This window comes from Sphingopyxis macrogoltabida, from assembly GCF_001314325.1.
Taxonomy (GTDB): Bacteria; Pseudomonadota; Alphaproteobacteria; order Sphingomonadales; family Sphingomonadaceae; genus Sphingopyxis; species Sphingopyxis macrogoltabida.
On sequence record NZ_CP009430.1, the window covers coordinates 48970 to 61657 of the forward strand.

Here is a 12688-nt window from a genome sequence, read left to right on the forward strand (position 1 = left end):
TTTTTCCTGTTCGATTGGCTGTTGGCTGCCGACTTGAGCGCCTACCCGCGCTACTCCGACCATTCACGGGAGACATTCGATGCGGTCCTCGACACTGCCGAGCGCATCGCGGACGAGCGCTTCGCGCCGTTTAACCGGCTGGTCGACGTGTCCGAACCGACCTTCGACGGCGAGCATGTGCATTTACCCGAGGCGACCGCTGCGGCGGTAGAGGCGCACGCCGCTGCCGGCCTCATCGCGGCCGGGCACGACTATGATCTTGGGGGCATGCAGCTGCCCTATCTTGTCGAAATGGCGGCCAACAGTTTTTTCCACATGGCAAGCATCGGACTCAGCGCCTACGGCATGCTGACGGCGGCGAACGCCAACCTGTTGATGGCGCACGGGACCCCCGCGCAGCGCCAAGCCTTCGCGCATCCGCAGCTCTGCGGGGCTGCCCTTGGAACCATGTGTCTGAGCGAGCCGCAGGCCGGTTCGAGCCTCGCCGACATCGTCACGCGCGCTGTCGCCGACGGCGACGATTTCGAAGCGGATCCGCTTGGGCCGCGATACCGGATCCGCGGGAACAAGATGTGGATATCCGGCGGCGAGCACGACCTCGCCGGCAATATCGTCCACCTGGTGCTCGCGAAAATCGCCGCGCGCGATGGTTCGACAGGTCCCGGCGTGCGCGGCATCTCGCTCTTTGTCGTTCCCAGGACAATGGTCGATCGGGCGGGAGAGCCCGTCGGCCCCCGCAACGACATCGCGCTTGCGGGTCTCAACCACAAAATGGGCTATCGCGGCACCGTCAACACCTTGCTGAACTTCGGCGAAGGCATGCGGCCGCTTGCGTCGACCGACGCTGGCACGCCGAGCGCTGGTGCCATCGGCTACCGCATCGGCGAGCCGGGCCGGGGCCTCGCATATATGTTCCACATGATGAACGAGGCCCGGATCAACGTCGGGTTGGGAGCGACGATGCTGGGCTTCGCGGGCTATGCGGCATCGCTCGGCTACGCCCGCGAGCGCCCGCAAGGACGGCCCCGCCGCGAGGGCGGCAAGGATGCGACGGCGCCGCAGGTGCCGATTATCGAACATGCCGATGTGAAGCGAATGCTGCTCGCGCAGAAGGCCTATGCCGAAGGCGGCCTCGCCCTTGGGCTCTATTGCGGAAAGCTCGTCGATGCGGTCCGCCACGATCCCGATCCGGTCACGGTTGCGCGCGCCACAACCCTTCTCGAAATCCTTACCCCTATCGCCAAGAGCTGGCCGAGCGAATGGTGCCTTGAGGGGAATAATCTCGCGATCCAGATCTTCGGTGGCTATGGCTACACGCGCGATTTTCCGGTCGAGCAATTTTGGCGCGATAACCGCCTGAATATGATTCACGAAGGCACGCACGGAATTCAGGGGCTCGACCTGCTCGGCCGCAAGGCGATCATGGACGACGGCGCCGCGCTGAAGCTCTGGCGCGAGACGATCCGCGACGCCTGCTTCAAGGCGGGGCGGTTCCAGCTCCTCGCCGACCACGCTGCCGCCGTCGATGCCGCTGCGGATCGGGTGGTGCGCGCGACGCAGGACGCCTGGATCGACGACGATCCGCAGTCCGCGCTCGCGAACGCTACGCCCTACCTTCAGGCCTTCGGCCATGTCACCATGGCCTGGATCTGGCTCGATGTCGCGCGGGCTGCGCTTGCGGGCCTGCCCGATGCGGCCGCCGACCGGGCCGACCTCCTTCGCGGCAAGCTTCAGGCAGCGCGCTATTTCTTCGGCTTCGAGCTGCCGAAGGTCGATGCCTGGCTGGACGTGGTTGCAACGCGCAACCCCGCCGCGCTCGAGATGCGCGACGCCTGGTTCTGACTCGTTCTTCTTTCCACCCATTTCCAGCTGCAGGACAAGCTTCATGCCGAAAATCGTAAGCTATCGCAGGGAAGGCCCGGCGCTCATCGTCGAGATCGACAATCCGCCGCTCAACGTCTCGTCGCAGGCGGTGCGTGCAGGCCTCGTCGAAGCGTTCGAAGCGGCTGCGCGGTCCGATGCGATGGCCATCATTCTTCGCGGCGCCGGCCGCGCTTTCATGGCCGGTGCGGACATCGCCGAATTTGATCTCGATGCGCTGCCGCGGCCCGACCCGAACGCAGTCCACGCGCTTATCGAGCAATCGCACATTCCGGTGGTGGCGCTTCTGCACGGGGCGGTGCTCGGGGGAGGGCTCGAACTCGCGCTTGCCTGCCACGGCCGCGTTGCCGATCCTGCGGCAAGACTGGGCCTGCCCGAAGTCAAACTCGGCGTTATCCCGGGCTCGGGCGGCACGCAGCGGCTCCCGCGTCTGATCGGACCGGCGCCCGCGCTTGACATGATGCTGAGCGGCCGCGCAGTTGATGCCACCGAGGCGCTTGCGCTCGGTCTCGTCGACCGGCTTGCGGATGCGGACGCGACGCACGCCGCCTTCATGCTGGCGTGCGATCTCGCCCGTGCCGGCGCGCCTTGGCCGCAGGCGGCGCGCATGGCTATGGCCGACGATACCGGAGAGGTGGCCGCGGCGCGACGCGCAAATCTGCCCGACCCGGCGCGTGGCGGGATGGCCGCCCACGCGATTGTCGATTGTGTCGAAGCCGGAGCCCGGCAGTCGTTCGAGGCGGCGCTGGACTTCGAACGCGATGCCTTCGAACGGTGCAAGGCGTCGGCCGCGTCGCGGGCGCTCCGGCACCTCTTCTTTGCCGAGCGCGAAGCCGCGCGCATTCCCGGCCTGCCGCCTCATGTTCAGGCGCGCGCAATCGAATCGGTCGGTATCATCGGTGCCGGAACCATGGGCAGCGGCATTGCGATGTGCTTCGCCGATGCGGGAATCCCGGTGACGATGGTCGATGCCGCCGCAGCGGGGCTCGATCGCGGGCTCGATCTGGTCGCGCGTCATTATGCCGCCGCCGCGGCGAAGGGCAGGATTGCGCCCGCCGAGGCGGAGGCGCGCCGCGACCGGATCGTGGGCACCCTGGACGATCGCGACATCGCCGACTGCGACCTCGTGATCGAAGCTGCGTTCGAGGATATGGACGTGAAACGGGCGATCTGCGCACGGCTCGGCGAAATCTGCAAGCCCGAGGCGATCGTCGCGACCAATACTTCCTCGCTCGACGTCAACCTGCTCGCGGAGGCGTCGGGCAGGGCCGGTAGCTTTGTCGGGATGCACTTCTTCAGCCCCGCAAACATCATGAAGCTGCTCGAAATCGTGCGCGGCGATGATACCGATCCCAACGTTCTCGCAACGGTTCTGGCGCTCGCCAAGCGGATCGGAAAGGTGCCGGTGGTTTCGGGTGTCTGCTTCGGTTTCATCGGCAACCGGATGCTCGAGGGCTATTTGCGCGAAACCGAAGCCTTATTACTGGAAGGCGCGTCGCCCGCACAGATCGACAAGGCGGTCGAAGCTGCCGGCATGGCAATGGGGCCTTGCAGGATGATCGATCTCGCCGGCGTGGATGTCGCGGCGAAGGTCGTCCTCGAGCAGGAGAAATCGGGCATATTGCCTCCCGATCCCGATTACCGCATGGTCGTGCGTAGGCTGTTCGATCTCGGACGGCTCGGACAGAAGAGCGGCTCGGGCTATTATCACTACGATGGTCGCGTGCCCGTCGAGGACCCCGCGGTCGCCGAGATATCCCGGCAACTTGCCGCGGATCATAACATCACCCAGCGCACGGATATCGCCGACGCCGAGATCGTTGAGCGGTGCCTTTTGCCGCTTGTCAACGAAGGCGCGCGCATTCTCGACGAGGGCATCGCCTATCGGCCGGGCGATGTCGATCTCGTCTGGGTCAATGGCTACGGCTTTCCCTCCTACCTCGGCGGCCCGATGCATATGGCGGAGGCGATGGGGCACGACCGGATCGTCGACCGGCTCTCCCACTATGCAGCGGCTCGCGGCAACCGCTTCGGTTATTGGACGCCGAGCGGCTGGTTCAATCTACAGGCAATCGATGCCGACCCGGCCCTCAATTGAGGGCCGGCGATTTCCCGAGCGAGAGGATCATGAGGTGCAGGACTTGAAAACAAAACCGGCGATTGCGGCACTTTTCGATTTAAGCGGCAAGGCTGCATTCGTATCGGGCGCCTCGAGCGGCATTGGTTTGCACACCGCGCAGCGTCTTGCCGAGGCCGGTGCCGCCGTCACCCTCGCCGCGCGCCGGGTCGACCGACTGCATTCTGAAGTGGGTCGACTTCGCAAGGCTGGCTATACCGCGAATGCGGTCGCGCTGGATGTCACGCGGCCCGAGACTATCGCCGAGGCGATGGACTGGGCCGAGTCCCAGCTTGGCCAGCCGATCGACATATTGTTCAACAATGCGGGCATTCTCTATGCCGAGCGTTTCGTCGCGCAGAAGGCCGCCGAGGTCGCGCGCATCATCGACACCAATCTCACCGGCGCCTTTCTCGTGGCGCAGGAGGGCGCCAAGCGAATGGCGGCGCGGCGGTCGGGGTCCATCATCAATGTCGCCTCGACCTCCGGCTTGCGCGCAGGCGGCCAGCTATCAAGCTACGGCGCGTCCAAGGCCGGCCTGATCCACCTTACGCGCATCATGGCGCTCGAGCTCGCCCATCGCGGAGTCAGGGTGAACGCCCTTTGCCCCGGCAATATCCGGACCGAAATGCACCAGACGTTCGAGGAAAAGGGGTTCGAGGAGAGCCTGTTGAAGCGCATTCCGATGCGGGCGATCGGCGAGGTCGAGCAACTTGACGGGGCCACGCTGCTGCTTGCCTCCGATGCCAGCAGCTATATGACCGGTGCGGTCATACCGGTGGATGGCGGCCAGCTATTGAGCTGGATGTGACGATGAAACGAGCGGAGATGCAAAGATGAGCGACCTGTCGGGGCGCACGGGCGAAGGTCATCCGCGTCGCCATGCCGTCATCACCGGTGCCGGACAAGGAATTGGAGCGGCGATCGCCCGCCGGCTGGCCGGGCAGGGAATGCGGGTCACCCTGATGGGCCGCCAGCTGGCACCGCTAGCCGAGCTAGCGAGCGATCTGCCCGATGCCCGGCCGGTCACGGTCGATGTCTCCGATGTCGATGCTGTCCGCGATGCGTTCGAGACGGCCGTCTCGGCGCATGGACCCGTGGATATCCTCGTCAGCAACGCCGGCCAGGCCGGCAGCTCTCCATTTGCCCAGACCAGCCCCGATCTGTGGAAGCGTATGCTCGACGTCAACCTGTCGGGCCCCTTCTATTGTGCGCAGCAAGTCGTGCCGCAAATGCAATCGGCCGGCTGGGGCCGGATCATCACCATCGCGAGCACCGCGGGGCAGCGTGGCTATCCGTTCGTGGCGGGCTATGTGGCGGCCAAACACGGGGTCGTCGGAATGACCCGCTCGCTTGCGCTCGAAGTCGCTCGGCAAGGTGTCACCGTCAACGCGGTTTGCCCTGGTTATACCGAGACCGAAATGGTTCAGCAGGGGATAGCCGACGTCGTTGCGCGGACAGGCCGCAGCGAAGTGGAGGCGCGCGCCACCTTCGAGAAATTCAGCCCGCAACAGCGGTTAATCCAGCCGGCAGAAGTGGCCGCGACGGTAGCTTGGCTCTGCACCGAGGATGCGAGGGGAATCACCGGCCAGTGCCTAGCGGTTTCGGGCGGCGAGGTCATGTAAAAGGGGCCGGCAAGGCCTGCCCGCCGCTGCGATGGCGGTTGACAAATTTTGGTAGGTCAGTAGGAATGTCCGACAATAAAATTTGGCTAGGCCAAGCAAGCCAAACCGAAGAGGGATGAGATGAGCAACACCGCAACCGAGCTTCCATATTTTCCGATGCCGCGCGATTCAAAGTGTCCGTTCAGCCCGCCGCCGGAGCTCAAGCGGATTCAGCAAGAGACGCCGGTGTCGAAAGTACGCATCTGGGATGGCCGCGAAGCCTGGCTCGTGACCCGTTATGACGATGTGCGCTTCGTACTTCGCGATCAGCGGTTCAGCGTTAATCCCCACCATCCGGGCTGGCCGCCGATGAGCGCAGGGCAGGGGGCAACGCGCCGCGACCTCAAACCCAATATCTTCGCACTCGACAACCCTGTTCACAATGAGCTGCGGCGGATGCAGAGCGCCGATTTTCGCATCGCGCAGATCGAGGGTTGGCGGCCGCGCGTTCAGCAACTGGTCGACGAGGCCATCGACGCGATGCTCGAAATGCCCAAGCCCGTCGATCTTTGGGAAGCCTTTGCCCTCAAGATTCCGTCGATCGTGATCTGCGAACTGCTTGGAGTCGCTTATGAGGATTCGGAGTTTTTCCAGCACCATAGCGACCGGCTGGTGAAGACGGGTTCGACATCAGAGGAAATCGGCGAGTCGATGGATGCGCTGCGCGGATTCCTCCGCGACCTGGTCGAAAAGAAGGTCGTTACGCCAACCGAGGACATTCTGAGCCGGATGGCGACGCAGCAGGTCAAGGAAGGCCTTCTGACCGCGTCGGAAGTCGCCGACCTGTGCGTCATGTTGTTGATCGCAGGGCATGACACCACGTCAAACACGATTTGCCTCGCGACGATCCTGCTGCTGCAACATCCCGATCAGCTTGAGAAATTTCGCAACGGCGATGACGAAGTGGTCGCTAAGGGCGTCGAGGAAATATTGCGTTTCCTCGACGTGCCGCACCTCGGTCGCCGGAGGGTGGCCTTGGAGGATGTCGAGGTCGGCGGCCAGCTCATTCGCGCCGGTGAAGGGGTCATCGCCGCGCAAATGATTGCCGATCGCGATGAGACAGCATTCGAAGACCCCGACAAGTTCGATATCGACCGCGACGCGCGCCATCATCTCGGCTTCGGTTTCGGCACGCACCAGTGCCTCGGCCAGCCACTGGTCCGGGTCGAAGTGCAGATAGCACTGGCGACGCTCTTTCGCCGGATCCCGACGCTCCAACTGGCCGTGCCGATGGAAGAGATCCGCTTCGATTATGATGCGCTGGTCTATGGTGTCCACGAACTGCCGATGACCTGGTGAGGAGAGCGACATGAAGATCAAGGTGGATCAGCATAATTGCATCGGAGCCGGCAACTGCGCGCAGCTCGCGCCCAAGGTTTTCAGCCAGCGCGAAGAGGACGGCGTCGTCATCCTCCTCGACGAGACGCCCGGGGATTCCGAAGCCGAAGATGTCGCCAAGGCGGTCAAAATCTGTCCGGCTCAGGCGATCAGCGTTTCAGAAGGCTGACCGCGCTCCATGTCCAGATTGATCGAAGTAGAGGTTCGGGCCGTCATCCGCGAGGCCGAGGGAATTAATTCCTACGAACTGCGCCCGCGGCTTGGGGGCGAGCCGCTTCCACCGTTTACCGCAGGAGCGCATATCGACGTGCACCTGCCCAACGGGCTCGTGCGCAGTTATTCGCTGAGCAATCCGGAAGGGGAAACCACCCGCTACGTGATCACCGTTGCGAACGATGTGGCCTCGCGCGGCGGTTCGCGATTCATGCACGAAAAGCTGATGCCCGGCGATGCTTTTGCGATCAGCGAGCCACGCAACAATTTTCCGCTCGACGAAGCGGCTGCGCACAGCATTTTCATTGCTGGCGGCATCGGTGTTACACCGCTCTGGTGCATGGCGCAGCGGCTGCAATCGCTCGGACGATCCTGGCAGCTCGTTTATTGCGCGCGGACCCGTCGACAAGCGGCCTTTATCGAAACTCTGGTCGACCTGAAGGAGAAGGTGAAAATGAACCTTCACTTCAACTTCGATGGCGAGCCCGGCGGAAAAATGCTCGACATCGCTCAGCTCGTGGCGGCAGCGCCGGCCGGAACCCATTTTTATTGCTGCGGCCCGCTGCCGATGCTGGCGGCCTTCGAGAGCGCGACGGCGCATCTTGCACCCGAACTTGTCCATGTCGAATATTTCACACCCAAGGAGGCGCCATCGACGGCCGGGGGCTTTACCGTCAAGCTCGAACGCTCCGGCATTGAATTCTTCGTTGAGGAGGGTAAGACGATCCTCGACATGGCGATTGAGGCGGGGGTCGATGTTCCCTTCTCTTGCATGGAGGGAACTTGCGGCGAGTGCGAGACCCGCATCATTTCCGGACTGCCCGACCATCACGATTCCTGCCTTACTCCGCGCGAGCGCGAAGCGAACAACAAGATGATGATCTGTTGTTCGGGATCCAATTCCGACACGCTCGTTCTGGATCTTTGAGGTGGACCTTCGGGCGTGAAGGCCTGGCATTTCCTCGGCCCGGGGCATCCGCTTGAACGCGTCGACATCGACGTCCCGGTCCCCGGCGAGGGCGAGGTACTCGTCGAAGTTAGAGCCGCGGGACTCTGCCACAGTGACGTCTCGATCATGAAGGGCGTCCTTGACGTGACGAGCAAGAGCCCGCTCGTCCTGGGCCACGAGATCGCCGGTGTCGTGCTACAAATCGGGCCGGGTGTTGAAGACGTCGCGATCGGAGATCCGGTCGGGCTGGCATTTGATCGCGCCGCCGCGATGCGGGGGGAAATCGATACGCCCGGCGTCTCGCGCGACGGCGGCTTCGCTGGTTCGGTGATCGGCAAGACGGGTTTTCTGGTGCCCATCCCCAAGGGTGTGAGTTTCGCACAGGCCGCGGCGGGGACCGATGCCGGAATGACCGCCTATCACGCCGTCAAGGTCGCAGGCCGCGTCGGACCCGGCATGAAGGTCGGCATTGTCGGTCTCGGTGGCCTCGGCCTGCTTGCGGCGCGGATCGCCATCATCCTCGGAGCCGAGGTCTACGCGGCCGAGCCGAAGGAAGCTTTGTGGCCGAAGGCACGATCGATCGGGATCTCAGATTGTTTCGCAGATGTGCTCGAGATGGCGCCGCTTCGCCTCGACGTGATCTGCGACTTCGCGGGCCGCGGGTCGACCACGGCCGGCGCGATCGAAGCGGTTCGGTCCGAAGGCCGGGTGGTACAAGTCGGCCAAGCCGTTCGGGACGCAACCATCTCGATCCATGCATTGACGCTCAAGGCCGTCGAACTGGTGGGATCGCTCGGCGGCACGGGCGACGACATCGCCGCCGTCTATGCGCTGATTGCGTCGGGGCAGCTTAACCCGACGATCGAAACTATCGGGTTCGACGATATTCCCGCCGGTCTCGATCGTCTCGCGCGCGGCGCTCTCGAAGGCCGCCTCGTGGCCGAATATCCCTGAACGTCTTGTATCGGCAGCGACCGCCGCCGACTCCGGTCAGTTTTGCCGGTCGCGACCGAGAACCAAGGTCGCCAGTTCGGGCTTTTTGATCTTCCCGGTATCGGTCATCGGAAAGGCATCGAAGATCTCGACACGCGTGGGCAGCTTGTAGCCGGCAATGTCCAGCGCCTTCAGATGGTTTATTACCGACGCAAAATCGGTTCCGTCATCGTGCGTCACGATGCAGGCGCAGACAGACTCCCCCAGGCGCGCATCGGCCAGCCCAATGACGGCAGCCTTTTCGATCGCCGGGTGTTTAAGGAGCGATTCCTCGATTTCGCGCGGCGCGACATTCATTCCGCCGCGGATGATGATTTCCTTCTTTCTCCCCACGATCGTCAGGCAGCGATTGTCGTCGAGCACGCCGAGATCGCCGCTCCGGATCCAGCCGTCGTCGCTGATATTGCCCTGCGGCGAGCCATCGGGCGCGGGTGCGAAGCCGACGCAGCTTTGCGGGCTGCGCGAGAAGATTTCTCCGCCTTCGCGTCCGTCGACCACAGCGCCAGAGTCGTCGCGAAGCTGGATTTCGACACTGGGCATGACCTGGCCGTCGGTCTTCGCGCGAAGCGTTGCGGGCAAGTTCGGTGCACCCTTCGCGATAGGCAGGGCTTCGGTCGACCCATAACCGCGCAGGACCGTGATGCCGAATGCTTCGGCCTTTTCGACGACGCCGTCGGGAATCGGCGCGCCGGCGCAACCAAAATAGCGAAGCTGCGACAAGTCCTTGGGTGCATCGCCGAGGACGCCGAGCATGTCGAGCAGGTGCGTCGGCGAAACCGCGGTCAGACTTGCGCCCTCCGCCAGGCACAGGTCGATTCCGGCTGCGGCGTCCCAGCGATCCTGAAGCAGGATCTTCAATCCGTGATGCAAAGCGAAACGCACACCGAAATTGAAACCGGTCGAGTGACCGATCGGCATTGGCATCCAGACGACGTCTTCGGCATTCAGACCGAGGAATTTATACATCTCGCGCACCCCGCACCCCGTCGTCTGCTCGGTGTGAAGGATCGCCTTGGGCATCGATTCGGTGCCGGAGGTGAAGAGGAGCATCGACACATCTTCCGCGTGGCCGGTTGCCTTGAGCGCTAGCGGCTCCGTATCGCCGAGCAAGGATTCCAGGCCGCTGAAATCGTCGGTCGGGATGGGAACCTGGAGATGATGGACGCTGTGCTCCAGCCCGGCGGTCGCCTCTCGGATCCGCTCGGCGTAGGACGCCGAGCGATAATGCTCGGGTGTCACAACGACCTTGGTGCGTGCCACCCCGATCATATGGTTCAGCTCCTTGGCACCATAGGTCGGGATGAGCGGATTGAGGACCGCGCCGAGGCGCAAGGCCGCGAGATCGAAGACGATCGCTTCGTACCAATTCGGCATCTGTACCGCCACGACGTCGCCGCGAACAACGCCGAGCGTAGCTAGCAACGCTGCGGCGCGCGACGAATGATCGCGCAAGTCCGCATAGGTCGCACGGCGGCGGCCGAGCTGGTCGACGATCGCGGTGCGATCCGGAGCCGCGCTGGCCCAGTGCTCGATCTGGTCGGTCAGGGTGACCGCATCCCAGTAGCCGGCGGCGACATAAGCCGCGCGGCGTTCCTCGGGGATGCGGACGTCGCGGGTCAACTGCGCGTAGGACATGCCGTCATCTCCCCTTGAAGCTGGGCTTGCGCTTTTCAAGGAACGCATTGGTAGCTTCTTGAAAATCATCGCTGAAAAGGGTGATTTGCTCGAGCGCCAGCGATGTATCCATCGCCAGATTGAACTGTTGCTGGATCATTTTGTTAAGCGCGTGTTTCGTCCAGCGGATCGCCAGCTTGGGTCCGCGCTGGAGACGCTTTGCGAGTTTCAGCGCTGCCTCATAGGCCTCTCCGTCTTCGACCAGTTCATTGATCAGGCCGATGCGCTCGGCCTTTTCGGCAGTCATCAGGTCGCCGGTCATCAGATATTGCTTCGCGAGATTGGGGCCCACTAGGAGTGGCCAAATGACACAGGCGCTGTCCCCTGCGACGACGCCCATGCGCACGTGGGGATCGCCGATCCGCGCCGAACGCACTGCGATCGAGACATCGCAAAGCAGGGCGATATTCGCCCCGAGGCCGACGGCATCGCCGTTGATGGCAGAAATGATGGGCGGTTCGACCTGCAGCATGTTGCTGATCGCGCGACGGGCGCCGCGAAAGCCGTTCTTCGACAGCGGGTCATAGTTTTTCGGGTTGTTGAGCGTCTGTGCGTCGCCGCCGACCGAAAATTTGTCACCGACGCCGGTCAGGATGATCGCATCGACCTCGGGATCCGCGTCGATGTCGAGCCAGATGCGCTGGAATTCCTTGTTCATGGTCGGGTTCATCGCATTGCCCCGTTCGGGCCGATTGATCCAGATGGTCAGGATCCCGTCGACTTTCTCGATCTTGAGCGTTTCATATCCGTCATAGGCCACGGCCATTTCCTCTCGTCTGATAGTGCAGATTCAATCTTCGTCCTGATGTGTAGCGGCGTCGCGGACAGCTTCGGAGGGATCGACCAGGAGATAGCCGCCATCGACGGCGAGTGCCTGTCCGGTAATCCAGCTGGAATCGTCGGATGCAAAGAATAGCGCCGCCTTTGCAACGTCCCACGCGCTGCCCTCGCGTTTGATCGGCGCTTCCGTGCGCCGCCGTTCGCGCAGCGCAGCAATCGCGGAAGCGTCGAGGTGGGCGTGTGCTCGTTCGGCCATCGGCGTCCACGGCCCGCCGACCACGAGGGCGTTCACGCGAATTCCCTTTGGCCCGAGATCGACGGCGCAGGTTCGGGTCAGGGCGATGATCGCGCCTTTCGATGTCGCGTAAGCGAAGGCATTCTTGAGGGGACGTTCGCCGCTGCGCGACGAGATGTTTATGACCGTTCCGCCGTCGGGCATGAGCGCGGCCGCAGCCCGCGTCATCATCATCGTTCCCTTGAGATTGACGTCGAGCACCGCGTCCCACCGATCGATATCAAGGTCGAGCAGGCCGGAGCGATCCGACACCGCGGCATTGTTCACCAATATATCGATGCGTTGATAGGTCGCTGCAGCAAGCTCAGCGACGCGCGTGCAATCGGCGGCCTTGCCGATATCCGCGGCCACAACGATGCACGCGCCTCCCTCCTCATCAATGAGCGCCGCAGTCCGGCGCGCGGGCTCGGGGTCACGATTGGCCAAGACAATGCGGCATCCTTCTCTGGCGAGCGTTATGGCGGTCGCCGCGCCGACGCCGACGCCGTCTTTCGCCCCTGCGCCGGTTACTATCGCGACCTTGCCAAATAGACGTCTTGAGACAGTCACCTGCGCGCCAGCTCCCAGTTTCTCTTCACCGACTCCGGCATCGACGCTGCCGGTATCTTGGTCCGACAATCGTACAATATCGAACGCCGTGTCAACTAGATTGAAGTGCAATCGGTCTTTTGTCGCCAGCGACATGGCGCGCGGCGGATTGCCCGGGTGCAGCTATCGCGACCGCGTCAGCGCGTCCGGAATCGAATGCCGTCCCGCGCGTCGGCGGCAGGTCTCTTGCTCAGGTG

At 63.4% G+C, this 12688-nt stretch carries 11 protein-coding genes; 8 read left to right on the forward strand and 3 right to left on the reverse strand.

The window, feature by feature from the left end; genetic code table 11:
- Positions 1-33: 33 nt before the first annotated feature.
- The 8 genes from LH19_RS25230 to LH19_RS25265 all read left to right on the forward strand — a co-directional run bounded on the left by LH19_RS25230 (position 34) and on the right by LH19_RS25265 (position 9115).
- Positions 34-1842, forward strand: a complete 1809-nt coding sequence (locus LH19_RS25230) for an acyl-CoA dehydrogenase (protein ID WP_234716234.1) — start codon at positions 34-36, stop codon at positions 1840-1842.
- 43 nt (positions 1843-1885) lie between these two features.
- Positions 1886-3979: a 3-hydroxyacyl-CoA dehydrogenase NAD-binding domain-containing protein gene (locus tag LH19_RS25235; protein WP_054734479.1), complete on the forward strand. Its 2094-nt coding sequence runs from the start codon at positions 1886-1888 to the stop codon at positions 3977-3979.
- Positions 3888-4808 carry an SDR family NAD(P)-dependent oxidoreductase gene (locus LH19_RS25240; RefSeq protein WP_322787420.1) on the forward strand — a complete coding sequence of 307 codons (921 nt, stop codon included), beginning with the start codon at positions 3888-3890 and terminating at the stop codon, positions 4806-4808. Before LH19_RS25235 ends, LH19_RS25240 begins: the two co-directional genes overlap by 92 nt.
- Before the next feature lie 25 nt (positions 4809-4833).
- Positions 4834-5622 carry an SDR family NAD(P)-dependent oxidoreductase gene (locus LH19_RS25245; protein ID WP_054734484.1) on the forward strand — a complete coding sequence of 263 codons (789 nt, stop codon included), beginning with the start codon at positions 4834-4836 and terminating at the stop codon, positions 5620-5622.
- A gap of 225 nt (positions 5623-5847) precedes the next feature.
- On the forward strand, positions 5848-6960 hold the full coding sequence (locus tag LH19_RS25250; protein ID WP_234716235.1) for a cytochrome P450: 1113 nt from the start codon (positions 5848-5850) through the stop codon (positions 6958-6960).
- A gap of 10 nt (positions 6961-6970) precedes the next feature.
- Entirely contained in the window at positions 6971-7168 is a 198-nt protein-coding gene (locus LH19_RS25255; RefSeq protein ID WP_054734490.1) for a ferredoxin, read from the forward strand.
- Positions 7169-7177: 9 nt separating this feature from the next.
- Positions 7178-8140 (forward strand): PDR/VanB family oxidoreductase, encoded by a 963-nt coding sequence (locus tag LH19_RS25260; RefSeq protein ID WP_054734493.1) that lies wholly within the window; start codon positions 7178-7180, stop codon positions 8138-8140.
- A 15-nt stretch (positions 8141-8155) separates the two neighbouring features.
- Positions 8156-9115: a zinc-binding dehydrogenase gene (locus LH19_RS25265; RefSeq protein ID WP_054734496.1), complete on the forward strand. Its 960-nt coding sequence runs from the start codon at positions 8156-8158 to the stop codon at positions 9113-9115.
- 36 nt (positions 9116-9151) lie between these two features.
- Here the strand turns inward: LH19_RS25265 and LH19_RS25270 are convergent, their stop codons facing one another.
- The 3 genes from LH19_RS25270 to LH19_RS28225 are packed head-to-tail and all read right to left on the reverse strand — an operon-like array spanning position 9152 to position 12587.
- Entirely contained in the window at positions 9152-10789 is a 1638-nt protein-coding gene (locus LH19_RS25270; RefSeq protein ID WP_054734498.1) for an AMP-binding protein, read from the reverse strand.
- 4 nt (positions 10790-10793) lie between these two features.
- Positions 10794-11588: an enoyl-CoA hydratase-related protein gene (locus LH19_RS25275; RefSeq protein ID WP_234716236.1), complete on the reverse strand. Its 795-nt coding sequence runs from the start codon at positions 11586-11588 to the stop codon at positions 10794-10796.
- 30 nt (positions 11589-11618) lie between these two features.
- Positions 11619-12587, reverse strand: coding sequence for an SDR family NAD(P)-dependent oxidoreductase (locus LH19_RS28225; protein WP_082396383.1), 969 nt, complete (start codon positions 12585-12587; stop codon positions 11619-11621).
- Positions 12588-12688: the final 101 nt, after the last annotated feature.